This window comes from Plesiomonas sp. PI-19, assembly GCF_021368255.1.
GTDB lineage: Bacteria > Pseudomonadota > Gammaproteobacteria > Enterobacterales > CAMTGL01 > Plesiomonas > Plesiomonas shigelloides.
This window is the reverse complement of record NZ_JAJNMQ010000001.1, coordinates 1078735-1100051: the sequence shown is the minus strand read 5'-3', so window position 1 is coordinate 1100051 and position 21317 is coordinate 1078735. Positions and strand designations below refer to the sequence as shown.

The 21317-nt window shown below is 51.6% G+C and carries 21 protein-coding genes; 3 read left to right on the top strand and 18 right to left on the bottom strand.

The annotated features are described in order from the left end of the window. Positions 1-54: 54 nt before the first annotated feature. From LQ901_RS04990 to hinT, 3 genes are all read right to left on the bottom strand, one after another. Positions 55-993 (bottom strand): phosphotransferase, encoded by a 939-nt coding sequence (locus LQ901_RS04990; protein ID WP_064977898.1) that lies wholly within the window; start codon positions 991-993, stop codon positions 55-57. Further along, on the bottom strand, positions 990-1439 hold the full coding sequence (locus tag LQ901_RS04985) for a YcfL family protein (RefSeq protein WP_178088367.1): 450 nt from the start codon (positions 1437-1439) through the stop codon (positions 990-992). The genes LQ901_RS04990 and LQ901_RS04985 overlap by 4 nt, the downstream gene beginning before the upstream one ends. A 153-nt stretch (positions 1440-1592) precedes the next feature. Next, complete coding sequence (gene hinT, locus LQ901_RS04980) at positions 1593-1943, bottom strand: purine nucleoside phosphoramidase (protein WP_010863882.1); 351 nt, start codon at positions 1941-1943, stop codon at positions 1593-1595. 308 nt (positions 1944-2251) lie between these two features. Here hinT and LQ901_RS04975 point away from each other — a divergent pair, with 308 nt between their 5' ends. Continuing rightward, positions 2252-4249, top strand: coding sequence for a methyl-accepting chemotaxis protein (locus LQ901_RS04975; protein ID WP_167550136.1), 1998 nt, complete (start codon positions 2252-2254; stop codon positions 4247-4249). 287 nt (positions 4250-4536) lie between these two features. Further along, positions 4537-5886, top strand: coding sequence for a dihydroorotase (locus tag LQ901_RS04970; RefSeq protein WP_233672015.1), 1350 nt, complete (start codon positions 4537-4539; stop codon positions 5884-5886). A gap of 168 nt (positions 5887-6054) precedes the next feature. Here LQ901_RS04970 and ptsG read toward each other — a convergent pair whose 3' ends face one another. The 14 genes from ptsG to yceD form a co-directional block, all read right to left on the bottom strand. Beyond that, complete coding sequence (gene ptsG / locus LQ901_RS04965) at positions 6055-7512, bottom strand: PTS glucose transporter subunit IIBC (protein WP_010863885.1); 1458 nt, start codon at positions 7510-7512, stop codon at positions 6055-6057. 942 nt (positions 7513-8454) lie between these two features. Then, positions 8455-9243 (bottom strand): YchF/TatD family DNA exonuclease, encoded by a 789-nt coding sequence (locus LQ901_RS04960; RefSeq protein WP_064977901.1) that lies wholly within the window; start codon positions 9241-9243, stop codon positions 8455-8457. 10 nt (positions 9244-9253) lie between these two features. Beyond that, positions 9254-10234: a DNA polymerase III subunit delta' gene (holB, locus tag LQ901_RS04955; RefSeq protein ID WP_233672014.1), complete on the bottom strand. Its 981-nt coding sequence runs from the start codon at positions 10232-10234 to the stop codon at positions 9254-9256. A 1-nt stretch (position 10235) separates the two neighbouring features. Then, positions 10236-10871 (bottom strand): dTMP kinase, encoded by a 636-nt coding sequence (gene tmk, locus LQ901_RS04950; RefSeq protein WP_112865763.1) that lies wholly within the window; start codon positions 10869-10871, stop codon positions 10236-10238. After that, positions 10868-11884, bottom strand: a complete 1017-nt coding sequence (gene mltG, locus LQ901_RS04945) for an endolytic transglycosylase MltG (protein WP_064977903.1) — start codon at positions 11882-11884, stop codon at positions 10868-10870. Before mltG ends, tmk begins: the two co-directional genes overlap by 4 nt. Further along, on the bottom strand, positions 11884-12693 hold the full coding sequence (gene pabC, locus LQ901_RS04940; protein WP_370635677.1) for an aminodeoxychorismate lyase: 810 nt from the start codon (positions 12691-12693) through the stop codon (positions 11884-11886). Before pabC ends, mltG begins: the two co-directional genes overlap by 1 nt. 186 nt (positions 12694-12879) lie before the next feature. After that, entirely contained in the window at positions 12880-14118 is a 1239-nt protein-coding gene (fabF, locus tag LQ901_RS04935) for a beta-ketoacyl-ACP synthase II (RefSeq protein WP_010863891.1), read from the bottom strand. A 79-nt stretch (positions 14119-14197) separates the two neighbouring features. Beyond that, on the bottom strand, positions 14198-14431 hold the full coding sequence (gene acpP, locus LQ901_RS04930; protein ID WP_010863892.1) for an acyl carrier protein: 234 nt from the start codon (positions 14429-14431) through the stop codon (positions 14198-14200). Positions 14432-14589: 158 nt separating this feature from the next. After that, on the bottom strand, positions 14590-15324 hold the full coding sequence (gene fabG, locus LQ901_RS04925; protein ID WP_010863893.1) for a 3-oxoacyl-ACP reductase FabG: 735 nt from the start codon (positions 15322-15324) through the stop codon (positions 14590-14592). A 67-nt stretch (positions 15325-15391) separates the two neighbouring features. Further along, positions 15392-16321: an ACP S-malonyltransferase gene (gene fabD / locus LQ901_RS04920; protein WP_233672012.1), complete on the bottom strand. Its 930-nt coding sequence runs from the start codon at positions 16319-16321 to the stop codon at positions 15392-15394. Positions 16322-16540: 219 nt separating this feature from the next. Next, positions 16541-17500, bottom strand: coding sequence for a beta-ketoacyl-ACP synthase III (locus LQ901_RS04915; protein ID WP_010863895.1), 960 nt, complete (start codon positions 17498-17500; stop codon positions 16541-16543). 6 nt (positions 17501-17506) lie between these two features. Continuing rightward, positions 17507-18532, bottom strand: coding sequence for a phosphate acyltransferase PlsX (gene plsX, locus LQ901_RS04910; protein WP_233672011.1), 1026 nt, complete (start codon positions 18530-18532; stop codon positions 17507-17509). Positions 18533-18548: 16 nt separating this feature from the next. Further along, the gene (gene rpmF, locus LQ901_RS04905) at positions 18549-18716 is read right to left on the bottom strand and encodes a 50S ribosomal protein L32 (protein WP_010863897.1); all 168 of its coding nucleotides are present in this window, start codon (positions 18714-18716) and stop codon (positions 18549-18551) included. A 19-nt stretch (positions 18717-18735) separates the two neighbouring features. Continuing rightward, positions 18736-19257, bottom strand: coding sequence for a 23S rRNA accumulation protein YceD (gene yceD / locus LQ901_RS04900; protein ID WP_010863898.1), 522 nt, complete (start codon positions 19255-19257; stop codon positions 18736-18738). 155 nt (positions 19258-19412) lie between these two features. Here yceD and LQ901_RS04895 point away from each other — a divergent pair, with 155 nt between their 5' ends. Further along, entirely contained in the window at positions 19413-20000 is a 588-nt protein-coding gene (locus LQ901_RS04895; RefSeq protein WP_233672010.1) for a nucleoside triphosphate pyrophosphatase, read from the top strand. A gap of 208 nt (positions 20001-20208) precedes the next feature. On the opposite strand, the gene rluC is transcribed toward LQ901_RS04895, so the two are convergent. Continuing rightward, a complete protein-coding gene (gene rluC, locus LQ901_RS04890; protein WP_047709051.1) occupies positions 20209-21171 on the bottom strand; it encodes a 23S rRNA pseudouridine(955/2504/2580) synthase RluC in 963 nt (320 codons plus the stop codon). Between the last annotated feature and the right edge of the window lie 146 nt (positions 21172-21317).

The window sequence follows — 21317 nt, the reverse complement described above, 5'->3', positions numbered from 1 at the left end:
TTAGGAAGCGCTAACTATGAGAGCCAGCAGCCTATCGGGATAAACTCTTCGCCTTTACTCACGCTTGCCTAAAGATTGCTCAGCAGCTTTTAGATAATTATCGCGCCACACAGCGTACTGCGCATCATCAGTTTGCTCAAAGCGGATCGCACTCCACATCGCCATCAGCATTTCACACCACGGCTGCCAGCTGACGATATCCTGCTGTAACCGGTGTAACCAATCCTCCTGCGCAGTAGCCGATGAGCCAACGCACTCGCTATCAGCGGCATACACTGTCTCGGTAGGATAGACAGTCTCGGCGTAATAACGACAAAACTGCTGACGCTGCGCGCGATTAAACCCATTGGCCTCAAATAGCAAAATCAGCTCACAGGCTAAGGGGCTGCGCGCTGCATATTCCCAGTCAATCAGCGCCAGTGTAGCGCCATCAGACACTAAATTTCCGGGATGGATATCATGATGTGCCAGCACCGGAAACCACCAGCAGGGCGAGCGAAGAGACGCAAAACGCGCACACAGGGAAAACAGCGCTTCAGGTTGTTTTTCTGCGCTAAGTTGCTGACGATAAAATTGCAAACGGCTGGGAATATCTAGCTGCAGTTCGCTATCAATCGGATGGAAGCGGCGCATCAAGGTAACAAGATGGCGTTGTGCGCACGCATCGTCAGCCAGTGTATGCGGCCACGGCGAACCTTCTAGCCAGCTCACCACCAACCAACGGGCATTGTAAAACAGTACCAGCGGTAAAAAGTCCGAACTTGCAACCTGCTCGCCAATTGCACATAGCAGGTGCCGCTCGCGCTCACGACTGACACCTTGCATCTGCAGCTGCGCATTTTGGCTACGTGCAACATAGCGCCGCCCATCGCACAGCTCAATCAATAGACTACCACCGGATAACCCAGTTAACGGACGAATCGCCTGCACCGGCGCTGGCCAACACGGCAGTGACTTTAGCTCATGCACCAACGAGTCTTGCGCATCATTCATGGCGCAATATTGCCAGTTGGCAGCGATGCCGCTTTACTGAGTGGGCGCACATGCAAACGATAGGATGTGGCTTGCGGCTCTTGCGCGGTGATACGGGTCGTCCAGACCTGATGCGCGCTCAGCGTGACTTGCTGCCATGGCGTCGGATCATTATCCAGCTCAATGCCCTGCGCGTCATACCAGTACAAACGGTATTCCAGCGTCAGCGGCTGCGCCTGACGATTTTGCAGCTGTATGCCGACGCGTAGTGGCTGGCCAAATCCTTCACGATGGCTTTGCACGTTCACCTGCTCGCTCAAGGCGGCATCGGCCAACACTAATGGCTGCTGCGCGACCTCAAAGCCAGTAAATCCTCGGCTAGCACACCCAGAAAGCAGTGCGCACATAAACCAACCTACAATGGCTAGGGTGCGACGCGGATAAAAGTGCGAAATCTTTTGGCTCACAGTCACTGTTTGCTGCTCTTCTTGATACTTAATTGATACTTAAGCACTGAGACATACGCTCTGATACATAAGTCAGCGATACATCCCAATAATAACAGCGCCGGACATCGGCCGGCGCATTATGTTTTCCCTTAAGCCGCACGAATGCGTGCTTTAGCGGGCCAGCAGTGGCCCTAACGGACGGCCACCCAGCAGGTGCATGTGAATATGGAACACCTCCTGACCGGCGTGACGGTTACAGTTCATCACTAAACGGTAGCCATCTTCGGCAATGCCTTCTGCCGCTGCAATCTTGGCCGCGGCGGTGATCATACGACCCAAGGCCAGCTCATCTTGCGCCTGCACATCATTGGTGGTTGGGATCAGATGATTGGGCACAATCAGAATGTGAGTCGGCGCCTGTGGGCTAATATCACGAAATGCGGTCACCAGTTCATCTTGGTACACCACATCCGATGGGATCTCGCGGCGGATAATTTTACTGAAAATAGTTTCTTCTGGCATGACTCACTCCCCTCACTTTAGCCATAACGCTCAGTCATTCACAATGCCGGTTAGTATGGCTGACTTAGCCGGTGCATACAACGGTGTCACATTACTGCAAGTTGTCTGAAACGAGGTTGCAAATTCGTTATTTGTCTCGAAAAACCAACACGCCAGTTACCGTTACAATTCAACACGCTTGCCGCCCTGCCGATACCCGAATTAAAGAAGGTCAGGCAGACCCTCTTCTGTACTTACAGGCTATGTTTACCATAAACAGTAAGCATGATACCGGATGTCGCACATTCATATCTGTGATGTTGAATTCTATGGACAAGAAAAAAAACGCTTCTGTGATTCGCCATATGGTGATCGGTTTTGTGGTACTGGTAGCGGCATTCATTGCGGCTAACCTGTTTGCACTGAATGTCTCTGGCCAGATGAAATACAGTCTGGACGAAGTCACGCAAGAGGCTGTGCCGGTCACCGAGGTCGCTTCTGAGCTGACCTTGTCCTTACTCACCGCTGACAAATGGCTCAAATCGTTTGTCGCCAGCCGCGATCCTGCGCTGCTTTCTAGCAGCCAAAGCGCATTTGAGCAGGGAAATCGTGATTACCTGCAACAACTCGAAGAGTTCAAGCAACTCAATGCCGAGCATGAAAATATGCCGGTTTCCCAGTTGGCGGAGGTCGAAAAACACTACTTTGCGCCCGCGTTACAAACCTTCCAGCAATATGATGCGATTTTACGTGGTCGCCAGACCATCAGCGCGGCAGTGCAAAGCTTCCAAAATAAAAAGATGGAGCTGCAATACGGCCTGAAAACGCTGATTGATAACGGTGACAACGAAGTCATCAAACTCACCAGCGGCTCATTTTTCAATAGCTTACGCGAGATGGATCAAACCACCTCCGATGCACTGGCCAGCCAAGATCCGGCCGCCATCGAAAAAGCGATGAAAGCCAACAAAGTCAACATTGGCCGCCTTGGCTACGCCTTTAAAGGCTTAGTCGCGCAAGTCCCGATGCTGGGCGAGCGCTATGGTGAGATGTTTGAAGCCTTCCTGACCGATGCCGGACGCAAAAATGGCGTCTTACAACAGCACTACGATTTCATCTTGCAAGAACAGCAAGTCAATCAAGACATCGCGGCGCTATCTGCCGCCTTAGAGCAAGCGCTCGGCATGCTGCAAACGCTGCGCGACAACGCGAAAAATCATATGTCATTGCTGGCGGAACAAGCGGATACCAGCTACAAACGCAGTTTCTGGGTAGCCAGTGCGCTATCACTTGCTGTAGTGCTGATCGCTGTCATCACCGGCTGGTTACTGGCACGCTCAGTGCGCAAACCGGTTCAAGCCATCTTACAAACCTTGCGCAACATTGAGCGCGGTAACATGACCGAACGCGTGGCGGTCAGCAGTGATAACGAGTTTGGCTTGATTGCCGAGCACATCAACAAGATGGTGGCACAGCTGCACCATATCTTGGAGCAGATCTCTCACTCCTCAACCCAGCTAACCCATGTGACATTGCTGAATCAGGATAACGCTACGGTCGCCAAAGCCGCGGTGGAGTCACAGCGCGAACAAACCGCCAGTGTCGCCACGGCTATGTCACAGATGGAGCACTCGGTTAAAGAGATTGCCCGTAGCGTGAATCATACGCTGGATCAGGTCCTGCAACTGGAAGCCACCGTGACGCAAAGTGATGCGCTAGTACAGGAAAATGTGCATACCACCCAACAGCTCTCTGATCGCCTGCAAAGCACGGCAGCCGTGGTCAAAACCGTGGCGGGTATGAGTGAGAAGATTGGCTCCATCTTGGATGTGATCCGCAGCATTGCCGATCAGACCAACTTGCTGGCACTCAACGCCGCCATCGAAGCGGCACGCGCAGGTGATATGGGCCGCGGCTTTGCGGTGGTAGCCGACGAGGTGCGGGTCCTAGCTAAGCGCACCACAGATTCCACCGGCCAAATCGAGCAAATGATCTCCGAGCTGCAAAACGGCACCCGCTCGGCGCTCAATACGGTTGAAGGCTGCTTAAATGATATGGCGCTCAGCACCAGCCAGACCACCCAAACTGGCGCAGCGATGAAAGTGATCGCCGATGGTCTGGGCCAGATTAGCGATATGAACTCACAAATCGCCAATGCCGCGACCGAGCAAGAAGCCACCTCAACCGATATCGCCCGTAATCTGGAAGAGATCTCGCGGCTGGCCGACCAGAACTTTGCCAGCATCGAGCAAATGGCCGGTAACAGTACCCAACTGGAAAATCTGGCGGCATCCCAAGAAACCTTGGTACGTCAGTTCGTATTGTAACCTCTGTTAATCCCGCTAATTGTCGCGCCGGGCTTGCTCGGCGCTTTATTTAGGCAAACTCCGGCCTTATATCGCACAGCATTTAGCTATGCGCGCAAACATCTTCCCCTCGCTATCTCGCCACATAGCGAAAGCCTCCACGCTCAATCAGTTAGCTCGCTGGCAAGACCTTGTTTGCGATCCTGACCAAACGATTGCATATCCAGTAAACCAAGGCACAAATTACACTCCCCGCCCGATTTCAATTCCAGTATAGTTAGGCAAATTCTGCGGAAAGGATGTAAGCAATGACGACGTTATTGATAAAAAATGCCACCATGATCAACGAAGGCCGCCGTAGTGAAGGCGACATGCTGATTAAAGATGGCCGTATCAGTCACATCAGCAGCAGCATCAGTGCGGCGGACAATGCCGAAATCATTGATGCAAAAGGGAAGCTGCTTATTCCGGGGATGATTGATGACCAAGTGCATTTTCGTGAGCCTGGCTTCCCGCTAAAGGGCACCATTGCCAGCGAATCGCGCGCCGCTGTCGCCGGTGGCGTGACTTCCTACATGGAAATGCCGAACGTCAACCCGCAAACCACCAATCTGCAAGCGCTGGAAGATAAATACGCGCGGGCAGCAAGCTCTTCCGTGGCTAACTTCAGCTTCTACCTCGGGGCGACCAACGATAACCTGGATGAAATCCGTCGTTTATCAGTCGATCAGGCCTGTGGCGTGAAGATTTTCATGGGCGCATCTACCGGTAACATGCTGGTGGATAATGCCGATACCTTAGCCGCCATTTTTGCTGAAAGCCCCGTGCTGATCGCCACTCACTGCGAAGATACGCCATCGATCAAATTGCTGGAGGATGAGTATCGAGCGCGCTTCGGCGACGATGTGCCAGCCCGTGAACATGGCCGCATTCGCTCCGCTGCTGCGTGCTTGAAGTCATCACGTCTGGCTGTCGAGCTGGCGAAAAAGCACGGTACACGTCTGCACGTTTTGCACATCACCACCAAAGAAGAGCTGGCGCTGTTTGAGGCCGCGCCAACACTGGAAGATCTGCGTAAAAAGCAAATCACCGCCGAAGCCTGCGTACACCACCTGTTCTATAACGAAAATGATTATGACCGCTTAGGCCACTTGATTAAGTGCAACCCAGCGATTAAAGGCGTGGAAGACCAGCTGGCATTGCAAGAAGCGGTGCGTAATGGCGTGATTGATATTATCGCCACCGACCACGCGCCTCATACTTGGGATGAAAAGCAAAATACTTACTTCGGCGCGCCATCGGGTCTGCCGTTAGTACAGCATCCGTTGCTGGCACTGTTTGACTTGCATCGTCAAGGCGCGTTGTCACTGGAATTGCTGGTGCAAAAAACCAGTCATGCCGTAGCCGAACGTTTCCAACTGCAAGATCGCGGCTATCTGCGTGAAGGATACTGGGCGGATTTAACCTTTGTTGATCTGGACTCACCATTTACCGTCAACAAAGAAAACCTGTTCTATCAGTGCGGCTGGTCTCCGTTTGAAGGCCATACCTTCCCTGCGCGCATTGATACCACATTGGTTAACGGCGAAGTGGTGTTCCGCAATGCGGCTCACACTACCGCTCGTCCAGGGCAGCGTCTGCGCTTTAATCGTGGTTAATAATCGTGGCTAATCGCTTTTCACTCGTGACACTCTAATCTTCAGTCCCCTGCTTGCAGGGGATTTTTTTATCTCTCATCCCCCATCATTAAAAAAACAGCAAAACAAAAAAGGAGCCCTTAGGCTCCTTTTTCTTTCGCTTACGTGATTGCACATCACTGCGGGTAATTAGTTACCACGCATGTAGATGTCCATATCAGTTTTCAGGTTGTCAGACTTAGTACCGAAGATAGCCTGCACACCGGAGCCGGCAACAACCACGCCCGCAGCACCCAGTTTCTTCAGACCAGCTTGGTCAACCTTGGATACATCTGCCACACCCACACGCAGACGTGTGATACAGGCATCCAAGCTAGTGATGTTTTCTTTACCACCAAAGGCTTCAACCAGTGCTTTCGCCATTTCGGAGCCAGAAGCTTCGTTTGCATCAGCAGTTTCGTCTTCACGACCAGGCGTTTTCAGATCCAGCTTAACGATAGCTACACGGAATACGATGTAGTAAATCGCAGCATAGATAGGACCAACGATGAAGAACATCCAGCCATTAGTAGACAGGTGATAGAACAGACCGAAGTCGATCGCACCGTGGGAGAAAGTCATACCGTGCTTCATGCCCAGCAGGATCAGCAGGACGTATGCAGAGCCAGCCAGCAGTGCGTGGATGATATACAGCACTGGCGCTACGAACATGAACGCAAATTCGATTGGTTCGGTAATACCGGTCAGGAATGAAGTCAGCGCAGCTGAAATCATGATACCACCGATCTTAGCGCGGTTTTCTGGCTTAGCAGTGTGCCACATAGCGATAGCAGCAGCAGGCAGGCCCCACATTTTGAACATGTAGCCACCAGCCATGTTACCTGCAGTTGGGTCACCCATCAGGTAGCGCTGAATTTCACCAGTGATCCACTTACCACCTTCTGCCAGACACGCAGGCTCAGAGGTAATCGCTGCCACAACCTTACTGTTCACCACACAAGCTTCACCGGCTTGATAGAAGAACGGTACGTTCCAGATGTGGTGCAGACCGAATGGGATCAGAGAACGCTCAACCACGCCGTAGATACCGAACGCCATAGCAGGGTTCTGGTGCACAGCCCAGTTAGAGAACGCTTGGATACCGGCACCGATTGGAGGCCATACCACTGACAGCACTACGCCCAGTACGATACAGGTAAACGCAGTGATGATAGGTACGAAGCGCTTACCCGCAAAGAAGCCCAGATAATCTGGCAACTGAATGCGGTAGAAGCGGTTAAACATATAGCCTGCTAGGGCACCGGCGAGAATACCACCGAGAACCCCGGTATCGATCTTCTCAACGCCCATCACACCGGCCATTACGGTCAGTGTTGCAGCCATTACGCCGTAACCGACGGTCGCCGCCAGCGCAGCAACACCATCGTTATTGGTAAAGCCCAGAGCTACACCGATGGCGAACAGAAGAGGCATCTGGCCGAATACGGAACCACCAGCCTGCTCCATAATGTTAGAGACAATTTCCGGCAGCCAGCTGAAGTTAGCGGCACCGACACCGAGCAAAATACCAGCAACCGGCAGAACCGATACTGGCAGCATCAGTGCTTTACCTACCTTTTGTAGGCCAGCGAATGCATCCTTTATCATGTGAGTATGTGCTCCTGAGTGAGTATGTTACTAAGAGGTTTTTATTATTACAGTTATTACCAAGAACTCTGTTTGTAATTTAGTGACATAATAGAAAAATAAATGTCGATATTGTTTGACGGCTGTCATATTAAAATAAGCCGACAAATCACCAGTTCGCATTTCTTTTAGCTTGATCACATCTCAGTTTGGGTCCAAACAGCCGCTCCAAAAGCCTTCAAACTTCACAAATTAAATATTTCACGCCCTAAAGTAATTATTTTTAGCGAAAAAACTTTTTATAAAATGTTATGTTGTCAGGTTTGGTGCGATTCTCGCCCGCATACGCTGGCATATCTGTCACATTCAGCGATTGCGGTTTGAACACTAAAAGCTGAAAGTAAATGACATATTTTTTCTCAAAAAATAACATTCACTCACTGCCGATTTAATGTGCACCGATTTATTTTACGCCTAATAATAATAGATTATCGCTATTCCTGCTAATCCCGTTCTTCGACAAACGCTCCGACGTCACAATAATTTTACACCCAAAGAACAAAAATACCGGCCTAATGAGCAGTGCATGCTTAGCTATTAGCGCAATCGCTTCCGAACCGCCTATTTTTTCAGCGCAAAGACAAAAATACCGTTTCACGACGCGCAAATTGCGCATTAATCAATCGGCTATGCATCCAAACTCATGTCATTGGATGTAATAATCGGGCGCAATCAGGAGTAAAGCGCGAAACAACGCCTACGGTTGGCAAGCGATATAAGAAGGGAATGCTATTTATACAACACTCAGTCGTAAATAATGAGTGGCAGAGGACAACAGCAAAATAAAGATTAAAAAGACAAAAGACAAAAGACAAACTTTTGACGATAAAAAGGCAGGTAGCAAACTCCCGTTTGCCCCTGCCCTATCAGGCGCTCAAATGAGCACTGTGATAACAGCGGATATCAGCTACGCTCAACCTGCGCCGTAGCAAACAAGCGACAGAAGTTCTCCGTCGTTGCTTGCGCAAGGGTCTCCACAGAAACGCCTTTCAACACCGCCAGATACTCAGCCACGTCACGAACAAACGCCGGCTGATTTTCTTTACCACGGTGCGGTACTGGGGCCAAATACGGTGAGTCTGTCTCCACCAGTAAGCGCGCCAACGGCACTTCACGGATCGCTTCACGCAGCGCTTCCGCATTACGGAAGGTGATGATCCCTGACACCGAGATATAAAAGCCCAGCTCCATCGCCTGACGCGCAAAATCAGCATCTTCGGTAAAGCAGTGGATCACCCCACCGCATTCTTGCGCCTGCTCTTCACGCAAAATACGTAATGTATCCTCACGCGCATCACGGGTGTGGATAATCAGCGGCTTATTCACTGCCCGCGCAGTACGAATGTGCTCACGGAACACCTCTTGCTGCAAAGCAACGGTATCTTCGCTGTAAAAGTAGTCCAGACCGGTTTCGCCAATGGCTACAACTTGCGACTCTGCCGCCAGCTCACGAAACGCGACAGCATCAAACGGCTCATCCAGATCCAGTGGGTGTACGCCGCATGACAAAGAAACATCACGACGATGGCCGACCAGCGCTTTTAATGCCTGATAGCGGGTTAAGGTCACTCCGACACTCAAAAAATGCTGTACTCCACACTCGCGCGCTTTATCCAGTACCGCATCCACGTCCTTATGCAGATCGTTATAATTCAGCCCATCCAGATGGCAATGGGAATCGATCAGAAACAAGGGAAACTCCTCAGATATCACTACTCAGACGCAGCCACAAAGTGGTTAATAGCAATTCGCTATTCAAGCTGCCTGATGTCAATAATTCATGGCGCAGCGCAGTCAGCGCCTGTAGCCAATGCTGCAACGTCACCACATCAATTCGCTGCAGCAGTTGCTCCATCACCGGTTGCATATCTTGATTAATGCGCACCGTTTGGCTTCCCAATGCTAATCCACTGGTTTCCAGTAACAGGCTAATAATCCAACTCAAATTTTCGACTGGATTCTCTTTCACCAACTGCGCAATAAAGGTTGGCACATCCGATGTTTGCAAAAACAACAACAGCCCCTGCAACACATCTGCCCGGCGCTGCATATGATTACCGGCAAGCAAGTCTAGCGCCGCCAGTGGCGCACCGCGGCTCAAACGTAACGCTTGCAGTGCTTGCGCATGATTAAATCCACTCGCCTGCGGTTGCTGCTGCATCCAGCCAAGGGCTTGCAACTCGTTCGGCACCGTTAAACGCCAACGTTGGCAACGGCTCGCAATGGTCGGCAGCAAACTGGCCGATTCATCCAAACCAAGAATAAAAAATGTATTCGCCGGTGGCTCTTCCAGTGTTTTGAGCAGCGCATTGGCCGATGCTTCATTCAAACGTCCGGCATCCGGCATCCAAATCACTTTAGCGCCGCCTTGCTGGGCGTGGGTATAGAGCTTTTCGCAGACTTGCCGTACTCGCTCGATCCCTATCTGGCTTTTGCCGCTTTCCGGCTCAAGCTGATAAAAATCAGGATGATTACCCGCCGCCATTAACTGACAGCTATGACAATGCCCACACGGCTGCTCACCCACTGGCTGCATGCAGAGCAAGCGCACAGCTAACGCACGCGCCAGTGCATCCAAGCCCAGACCGGGTAAGGTGCGCAGCAACAGTGCATGGTGCCCCTGACCGCGCAGGTAACCGTGCATAATCTGCTGATAGTCAGCACTCAGCCACGGATAATACATCTCAGAGCCCCTGAGCATCGAGCCACTGGTTCAGTGTCGCTTCAATCGCCGCTGTCACCACGGGCAGCGCCTGACCCGCATCAATGATGCAAGTATTCGGATCATTTTTCGCCAGCTCAAGATAGCGGACACGGGTACGCTCAAAGAACGACAAGTCTTGCTGTTCAATCCGGTCCAATTCACCGCGCTGTCGTGCGCGCTGTAAACCAAGTGCAGGTGCAATATCCAAATACAAGGTCAGGTCTGGGCGAAAATCCCCCAGCACGGTATCGCGCAAGGTTTGCAACAGCACCGGATCAATCTGACGGCCACCGCCCTGATAGGCTTGAGAGGACAAATCATGGCGATCGCCAATAACCCACGCACCACGTGCCATTGCCGGTAAAATCACGTTCTCCACCAACTGAACGCGCGCGGCATACAGCATCAGCACCTCAGCTTTATCAGTCAACGGCTCGTCTGGATGACCTTCTTTGATCAAGCTACGCAAACGCTCCGCCAGCGGCGTCCCGCCCGGCTCACGGGTAAAGACCAAATCCGCAATACCACGAGCCCGTAAGGTCTGTATGACTGTGTTTTGTGCCGTGGTTTTGCCCGCGCCTTCCAGTCCTTCGATGACGATGAATTTACCGGTCACTGTTTTTTCTCTCTTAATTGTTTTACGTAATTACGTACAGCCTGATTATGCGCATTCAGGTTGGTGGAAAACTGATGGCCACCCGAGCCATCGGCCACAAAATACAGATACTGAGTGGTATCTGGATGCGCCGCCGCATTCAAAGAGGCTAATCCCGGCATGGCAATCGGCGTCGGCGGTAATCCATTAATGGTGTAGGTATTGTACGCCGTTGGCGTTTGTAAATCTTTACGGGTTATATTGCCGTTATACTGCTCCCCCATCCCGTAGATCACGGTCGGGTCAGTTTGCAAACGCATCCCCAAACGCAAGCGATTAACAAACACCGAGCTCACCCGTGTGCGTTCAGACTCAATCGCCGTCTCTTTTTCAATGATGGAAGCCAGCGTTAACATCTCATACGGCGACTGCAGCGGCAGACCTTTTTCTCGGCCATCCCATGCTACCGTCAGCTCTTTTTCCATCCGGCGATGCGCGCGGCGCAAGATATCCAAGGCTGAGGTGCCCGCTACATAATGATAGGTATCAGGGAATAACCAACCTTCCACCGAGCCTTGTTTGATGCCCAACTTTTGCGCAATTTCTGTGTTGGTCAGCCCTTGCAGATCATGCTCTAAATAAGGCGCTTGCTGCAAAATCGGTAACCACTCACTAAAGCGGGTGCCTTCGATAAAACGAATGCTGAACTGCGCCTCACGACCACTGACCAGCAATTGCATCAATTGACGCACCGTCATACCCGGCGTCAGGCGGTATGTGCCCGCCTTATAATGGGCCAAGGAAGGATCAACGCGTAATAGCCACGGCAGCCACTGCGCATCGGCCACTAATTTTTGCTCTTCCAGCAAGCTGGCCAGCGCGACACGCCCAGTACCGGGTTTAACAGTCAATAATTCTGCCGAATCAGGATTCAACGGCTGCTCAGCAAAACCGAGGATCCGAGAATACAACGAATAAGCCACTGCAGCTGCCAGCGCGACAACTATCAGGCCAGCAAGGGCGATTTTCTTCATCACAAACTATCGTCCAAAAAACGTTGGAGTTGCCGACATAACGTGAAGTCATGTAACTCACGTTGCCGGTAAATACGCACCGGAACCACCGGTAGTAGCGCATTGCATAATAAAATTTCGTCAGCCTCACCGAGGGCCGCACGTGTGGTATCCACTTCGAGACATGTCTGCCCGCAGGACGCGAGATACGCCATGATGGCCCCTCGCATGATCCCACTGACTCCCGCACGCTCAAGGCGTGGGGTAAAAACAGTATCACCACAGCGCCATAGCAGATTGGCCGCACAGCATTCCACCAGCCGCCCCTCAGTGTCAAGCACAGCGGCTTCATCCCAGCCCTGTTGGTCAATCTCGCGCCGGATCAAGACTTGCTCTAGGCGATTCAGGTGTTTGATCCCCGCCAGTAACGGCTGGCAAGACAGTGCAATACTGCTATCCCCCAGCACAATGCCGTGCGTTTGCCAGCTGGTATAATGCGCTGGCCATGCAGAGGTAAAAATAATGCGCTGCGTTTGGTGACAGCCTTGCGCGCTATAACCGCGTCCACCACTGCCACGGGTCAGTAATACTTTAAGCACACCCTCTTGCACCTGCTCGGCTTGCTGACGGATCTCACGCAGCAATAGCTCCCTCTCTGGCGGCGTCATAAACAGACGCTCACAAGCTAGCCACAATCGCTCTACGTGCGCTTGTTCGAGCTGCAAACGGCCGGCTCGCACTCGCCCAGTGGTAAAACAGCCATCACCGTATGCCAGCCCGCGATCGGTGGCCGCAATGCTCTCGACCGGATTGCCATTGATCAATATCACTTCTGCCTCCTGCTGCGGGTGAACGCCGATGATGGCGCTGCCAGAGACTGTTGCTAATGCACTAAACATAAACAGAACCCAGCAGACAAAAAAAGACCTGATACAGAGACTGCATCAGGTCTTATCATATCAGCTATCAGCGCTAAGCAATAATCGTCGACAGACGATGCACTACGTAGCCGCTAATCAGATTTTGCGAAACAGCAGTGAGCCGTTAGTACCACCAAAACCGAATGAGTTGCACAGGGCATATTCGAGTTTTGCCTGACGCGCTTCGTGCGGTACATAATCCAGATCACATTCGTCATCTGGATTATCCAGGTTGATGGTTGGCGCAATGGCCTGATCACGCAAAGACAGCACAGTGAAGATCGCTTCTACCGAGCCCGCCGCCCCTAACAGGTGACCGGTCATCGATTTGGTGGAGCTCACCATCACTTTGTGGGCGTAATCGCCAAACACGCTCTTCACAGCACGGGTTTCGGCCACGTCACCCGCAGGTGTCGAAGTACCGTGCGCGTTCACGTACTGGATGTCAGCAGCGCCAACACCGGCATCGTTCATTGCATTCAGCATCGCCAGTGCAGCACCAGAGCCGTCCGCTGGAGGCGAAGTCATGTGATACGCATCACCGCTCATGCCAAAGCCAACCAGCTCAGCATAGATTTTCGCGCCACGGGCTTTAGCATGCTCGTACTCTTCCAGCACCATCATGCCCGCGCCATCGCCCAGTACAAAACCGTCACGATCACGATCCCACGGGCGGCTCGCCTGTTGTGGTGCATCGTTACGTGTAGACAGCGCACGCGCGGCAGCAAAACCGCCCATCCCCATTGGGGTACTGGCTTTTTCAGCGCCACCGGCCAACATGGCGTCGGCATCACCGTAAGCGATCATGCGCGCAGCGTGACCGATGTTGTGTACCCCGGTAGAGCAAGCGGTAGAGATCGCAATGTTCGGACCACGCAGCCCACGCAGAATGGACAGATGACCGGCGATCATATTGACAATGGTAGACGGCACGAAGAATGGGCTGATTTTACGTGGGCCGCCATTGAGCAGCGCCGTGTGGTTTTCTTCAATCAGACCCAGACCACCGATACCGGAGCCAATGGCAACACCCATGCGGTGTGCGTTGGCTTCGGTGACTGTCAGGCCGGAATCATCCAGTGCCTGCAGACCGGCAGCAATACCGTATTGAATGAAGAGATCCATTTTGCGCGCGTCTTTGCGCGACAGATACTCTTCACAATTAAAATCTTTTACCAGCCCAGCAAAACGGGTTGCGAAAGCGGTAGTATCAAAGTGTTCGATCAGGCTGATGCCACTCTGGCCGGCGAGCAGGGCTTTCCAAGAAGCCTCAACTGTATTACCGACAGGAGATAACATGCCCATACCAGTCACAACGACTCGACGTTTAGACACGTTTGCTACTCCAAGGGGGGAAGCTGTTACGGGGTATAGAAAAACTTAGGCGGTCGATTGACCGCCTAGGTGTGTTCGATTACTGATTGTTCTGGATATAGTCGATAGCAGACTGAACAGTAGTGATCTTTTCAGCTTCTTCGTCTGGAATTTCGGTATCGAATTCTTCTTCCAGTGCCATTACCAGCTCAACGGTGTCAAGAGAATCTGCACCCAGGTCTTCAACGAAAGAAGCTTCTGGCTTCACTTCGTCTTCTTTAACGCCCAGTTGCTCGATGATGATTTTCTTAACGCGTTCTTCGATAGTGCTCATACTCTTAATTTTCCTATCAAACTCGCTCAATAGCGCGATGGTTTCCGTAGTGTATTCAATGACGCGAAAGTTGCAACCAATACCACGCTGGTCAAACCACGATTTTACGAAATTTGACCGTAAATTCACGGTATTAAGTCAAAACATTTGCAAATTTATTACACCATATACATGCCACCGTTGACATGAATTGTTTCACCGGTGATGTAAGCCGCACCGTCAGAGGCCAAAAATGCCACAACAGATGCAATCTCTTTTGCCTCACCCAGACGCCCTGCTGGCACCTGAGTCAGAATTCCTGCCCGCTGATCTTCATTCAGCGCACGGGTCATGTCTGTTTCAATAAAGCCCGGAGCTACCGCATTCACGGTAATGCCACGAGAGGCCACTTCACGGGCCAAGGACTTGGTAAAACCAACCAGACCGGCTTTCGCGGCGGCATAGTTAGTTTGTCCTGCGTTACCCATTGTACCAACAACTGAGCCGATACTGATAATACGACCGTGGCGTTTTTTCATCATGGCACGCAAAACGGCTTTCGACAAACGGAACACGGATGTCAGGTTAGTATCCATGATATCCTGCCATTCGTCATCTTTCATGCGCATCAGCAGATTATCACGGGTAATACCGGCATTATTCACCAGAATATCCACTTCGCCAAACTCTGCGCGAATGGTATCTAGGGTTGCTTCAATAGATGCAGGATCGGTCACATTCAGTGCCAGACCTTTGCCCTTGTCACCCAAGTAGCTGCTGATCGCTTCTGCACCGCTTTCGCTGGTTGCAGTACCGATCACACATGCCCCCTGAGCAACCAGTGCTTCGGCAATCGCACGACCAATACCACGGCTGGCACCGGTCACTAAGGCAATTTTCCCGTTAAGGCTCATCGTATTCCTCTTACTCGTTTATCGCTCGCGCGTTTATCGCCCGATGCTTATTGTGATTCTTTGCTGATTATTCGCCTAACGCTGCAGTCAGTGACGCCACATCATTCACGGCAGCGGCGGTCATGCTGTCAACGATACGCTTGGTCAGGCCGGTCAGAACTTTACCTGGCCCCATCTCCAGCAGGTGAGCAACACCTTGCGCTGACATGCTCTCTACGGTTTCCGTCCAGCGAACTGGGCTATACAGCTGGCGTACCAGCGCACTGCGGATAGCATCAGCATCAGATTCAGCCACCACATCCACGTTGTTGATAACAGGGATGCGTGGCGCATTGAAGGTGATCTCTTGCAGTGCCACCGCCAATTTATCGGCTGCTGGCTTCATCAGCGCACAGTGAGATGGCACGCTAACTGGCAATGGCAGCGCGCGCTTCGCGCCAGCGGCTTTACAAGCGGCGCCCGCACGTTCAACGGCTTCTTTGTTACCGGCAATCACTACCTGACCTGGTGAGTTGAAGTTAACCGGCGCAACCACCTGCCCTTCGGCAGACTCAGCACACGCTTTGGCGATAGAATCATTATCCAGACCGATAATGGCCGCCATCGCACCGGTGCCTTCCGGTACGGCTTCTTGCATCAACTTACCGCGCAGTTCAACCAAACGCACTGCGTCTTTAAAATCCATCACACCGGCACACACCAGTGCAGAATATTCACCCAAGCTATGGCCAGCCATCACAACCGGCATCGCACCGTTTTTCTCTTGCCATACGCGCCAGATAGCAACAGAAGCTGTCAGCAGCGCTGGCTGGGTTTGCCAGGTTTTATTCAGCTCTTCGGCTGGACCTTGCTGCACCAACGCCCACAGGTCATAACCCAATACGGCAGACGCTTCAGCAAAAGTCTGCTCAACAATCGGGAACTGCTGTGCCAAATCAGCCAGCATACCGACAGACTGAGAGCCTTGACCTGGGAATACCATCGCAAATGTTGTCATGTTCATTTCCTGTTGTTCTGGAGTACCTGCGGCTAACTGCCGCGATACTGAAGCTCTTGTTCAAGCACACGCCGGTAAACCCACTTCGTTGGCTCGAACAAGATCTCAAATCGTTGCACCGAAAAGAGCCGGAGGCTCAGTGTTGCGCTAGCGAGAAACGATTCAGGGCTAATCGCCGCAAAACGGCGATAAAGCGGTTATTAAAACAGCGATTAAAACCTAGAAGCGCACCAGCGCCGAGCCCCACGTGAAACCGCCGCCAAACGCTTCCAGCAGAATCAATTGTCCGCGCTGAATTCGGCCATCACGTACCGCTTCATCTAATGCAGTGGGCACAGAAGCAGAAGAGGTATTACCCTGTTTATCTAGCGTAATAACCACTTTATCCAGCCCCATGCCTAACTTGCGCGCAGTCGCATTGATGATGCGCAGGTTCGCTTGGTGTGGTACCAGCCAATCTAACTGCTCTTTTGGCACGTTGTTGGCTTGCAAAGTCTCTTCGACCAGATTAGCCAGCTCAGTCACCGCCACTTTAAAGACATCGTTGCCTTTCATGGTCAGGTAGCAGCTATCGCTCAGCTCAGGTTGTCCGCGCTCGCCGTATGGCAAAGACAGCAACTCACCGTAGCGGCCATCGGCATGCAGATGGGTAGACAAAATGCCCGCCTCTTCTGATGCGCCCACGACCACCGCACCGGCCGCGTCACCAAACAGGATCACGGTACCGCGATCTTGTGGATCCAGCGTGCGCGATAACAGATCCGAGCCGATCACTAATGCATTTTTCACTGCGCCAGTACGGACAAACTGATCCGCCACGCTCAGTGCGTAGGTAAACCCTGCGCACGCAGCAGCCAAATCAAATGCGGCCGCATCTTTAATACCCAGTATCGCTTGTACCTGACACGCAGCGCTTGGGAACGCATGCGTGGCAGACGCCGTTGCGACAATGATCAGACCGATATCATCTTTATCGATTCCGGCCATTTCGAGCGCATTACGTGCTGCTTCAGCCGCCATTGTGGATACGGTTTCGTCAGCGGCCGCAATACGGCGCTCACGAATGCCTGTACGGCTAACAATCCACTCATCGGTCGTTTCTACCATCTGCTCTAGATCAGCATTCGTGCGGATTTGGGCAGGCAGATAACTCCCCGTTCCTAGAATTCTTGTATACATGAACGATTAGTCACTCTTGAGTAATACTGCATCAAGCCGGGCAGCAATCCGCTCCGGTACAGACCGGTTCACTTCCTGCGCTGCCTGCTCAATGGCACAAACCAGTGCCTGTTGATTGGCCCCACCGTGGCTTTTCACGACAATACCGCGTAATCCTAACAGACTTGCGCCGTTATACTGGTCGGGGTTCAACTCCCCCATGCGTGAAAAGGCCTTTTTTAACAACCATCGCCCTAAAAAGCGCAGCAATCCGTTAGTTTGGGTTTTGCTACGCAGCTGGGATAAAAATAATCGGGCTACGCCTTCCATGGTTTTGAGCGTCACATTTCCCACAAAGCCATCGCACACAATCACGTCAGCTTTGCCGGTCAGAATATCATTGCCTTCGATATAGCCTTGATAGTTCAGCGCCGAGCACTGTTTTAAACGCTCGGCTGCCGCTCTGATTGTATCATTTCCTTTGACTTCCTCTTCACCGATATTCAGCAGCGCCACGCGCGGTGCTGGCATCGCGTATAATTCCTCAGCCAGTACGGCTCCCATAACGGCGAACTGGAACAGCATACTGGCTGAAGAGTCTACATTCGCACCTAAATCCAGTAACAAGGTTTTTCCGCGCAAGGTATTGGGCAACGCTGCAACCAGCGCCGGACGTTCGATACCCGGTAACGGTTTGAGGATCATTTTCGCCAGCCCCATCAATGCGCCGGTATTCCCAGCACTGACACACGCTTGCGCCACCCCCTCTTTCACCGCCTCCAGCGCAATACGCATAGAGGTATCACGACTATGACGAATAGCCTGCGATGGACGCATTTCATTAGGGATAACTTGGGCAGTGTGAATAATTTTGGTACGAAGACGTACGGAGTCTGACGCGGATTTAAGATACGAGAGAATGATTTGCTGATCGCCGATCAACAGCAAATGCAAAAAAGGATTGGATGTCAGAGCCTGCAAGGCAGCAGGAAGGGTGACACGGGGACCGAAGTCCCCGCCCATGACATCTAACGCTATGGTTAGACGAGTCAAAGTAGCACCTAAATAATTAGGCAACTACCTTGCGGCCACGGTAGAAACCGTCGGCAGTAACATGGTGACGCAGGTGAGTTTCACCGGAAACTTTGTCTACGGACACAGCTGCAGTAGTCAGTGCATCATGAGCACGACGAGTACCACGCTTTGCACGAGATTTTTTGTTCTGTTGTACGGCCATTGACCTTACTCCTCGAGAATTACTTTCGCTTTAAACTAGCTAGTACGGCGAATGGATTTGGTTTATCGGCCTCAGGAGGTAATTCGCCAAAAACCATCTCCGCTGTGGACACTTCACAGTGTTCGGGTTCATGCACCGGAACCTGTGGCAGAGCGAGGATGAATTCGTCTTCGACCAGACCCAGAAGGTCAATCTCGCCAAACTCATTGAACTCGACCGGCTCATAGATTTCCGGCAATGCTTCAACCTGTGCATCATTGGCAACTGGGCTGTAGCAAAACGTTACGTGTACAGTATCTTCGTAAGTCTTATTGCAGCGCTGACAGATCAAACGGACAGTTACCTCTGCCTGACCCTTAATCACCGTCAACTTCTGCTCATCTATCTCAAAAGACAGAGTGACTTGCGCGTCACTGAGCACGCCATCCGTTGCTTCGGCAACCCGTGTCAAAACGCTCTGAGGGTAGACACCTTCATAATCGAGACGTTTTAGCGCGGTTTTTACCGGATCAACCGATAGGGGTAATTTAACCTTTTGCATAGGATTTACCTTTTGCATAGGGCGCGCATATTAACTTTGTAATGCCTTGGAGTCAAAGAAAAAGGGAGGTTTTACGCCCCTTTCTCATTCACTCGCGATAAATTGCGCACAAGTCTAGAATAGGCCAACCACTTTATCCACTGACAGAGTGTAAAATGCAGCCAAAATTAATCCTTGCATCAACCTCTCCTTTCCGCAAGCAACTGCTGGAAAAACTAGGCATTCCGTTTCAATGCGCCAACCCTGACATTGATGAAACGGCCCGGCCCGATGAAAGCGCCGAGCAATTGGTTGTTCGTTTGGCACAGGAAAAAGCCCACGCCGTTGCCACCTTGTATCCTGAGCATCTGATTATCGGCTCTGATCAAGTGTGTGTACTCAATGGCCACATCACCGGTAAACCGTTAACCGTGGAGCGCGCCGAGGAGCAACTGAGCCTTGCCAGTGGCCAATGCATCACCTTTTATACCGGCTTATGCCTGTATGACAGCCGTAGCGGCCAATACCAGAGCCACTGCGAGCCCTTTCACGTACACTTTCGCTCGCTGTCTGCCGCTGAAATTCACGCCTATGTAGCCAAAGAACAGCCGTTATGGTGCGCAGGTAGCTTCAAGTGCGAAGGATTAGGCATTACCTTATTTGAACGCTTGGAAGGTGACGATCCCAATGCGCTCATTGGCCTGCCCTTAATCCGGCTAAATCAGATGCTGATCCAGCAAGGTTGTAATCCACTGCTAATCTAATCGCGGCCCTGACCACAGCCCAATACCGCATCAGCAGACCGTCACTATTCTATCAGTGGATTTATTGTCGCAAAATATTGCTATAAACAGAATAAGCGCCTATCGGCGCTTATTCATTCGAGCTTATCGTCTATTTCAGCAACACGTTATTTTAGCAACACGTGTAGTCACACTCACGTTGAGCAACAGACTCGTTTAACCGTGCCGTTCAGTATGAGCCGCGCTGATTGCGCAAATATTGCACGGTGCGTTTGAGTATGCCGTCTAGCGGCGCTTCAATCAGCATCTCTTGCCCTGTTTGCGGATGACGAAAACGGATTGCCGCCGCATGCAAGAACAGACGGTTTAGTCCACTCGCTGCAACCTGTGCATCAAAGTCACGATCGCCATACTTATCATCGAACGCAATCGGATGACCGGCATGCAAGGTGTGTACGCGGATCTGATGAGTACGGCCAGTCACAGGGCTCGCTTTTACCAAGGTTGCCTGCTCAAAACGCTCCACAACCTCAAAGCGTGTTTCTGACGGTTTGCCTTCCGCGCTCACCCGTACAATACGCTCGCCACTTTGCAGCACGTTTTTCATCAGCGGCGCTTGTACCACTTTACAGTGCTTCTGCCACTGACCACGCACTAAGGCCAAATAGTCTTTCTGCACGGTTTTAACACGCAGCTGCTCATGCAGATCGCGCAATACCGAACGTTTTTTGGCCACTAACAAGATACCGGATGTGTCTCGGTCCAAACGATGTACCAGCTCCAAAAAGCGCGCTTCTGGGCGCAGAGCACGTAAACCTTCAATCACACCAAAACTCAGCCCACTACCACCATGCACGGCAGTGCCTGACGGTTTATTGAGCACAATCAGACCGTCATCTTCATATAAGATGCAATCGGCTAACGCAGCAACACGTGTCAACTTGGCAGATACCGGCGCTTCTTCTTTTTCTGAAACCCGAATCGGCGGCACGCGCACTTCATCTCCGGCTTGTAATTTGTACTCCGGCTTGATGCGTTTTTTGTTTACCCGCACTTCCCCCTTACGCAGGATGCGGTACAGCAAACTTTTCGGAACGCCCTTCAAACGAGTGCGCAGATAATTATCAATTCGCTGACCCGCTTCATCATCGGCAACGGTCAGTATTTGTACTTTTGTATTAATTTCTTTCATATGAATGATTTTAGCATGAGGCCGATCTCAATTTCTGTAAAAAAGTAACCTTGCCTAACATACTTTATGAATGGGATAATGTCGTGATTTTCCACGATTGTATTTGTCGTTGCACGCAACCGATGGAATTTTAAAGTTTGCTTGCC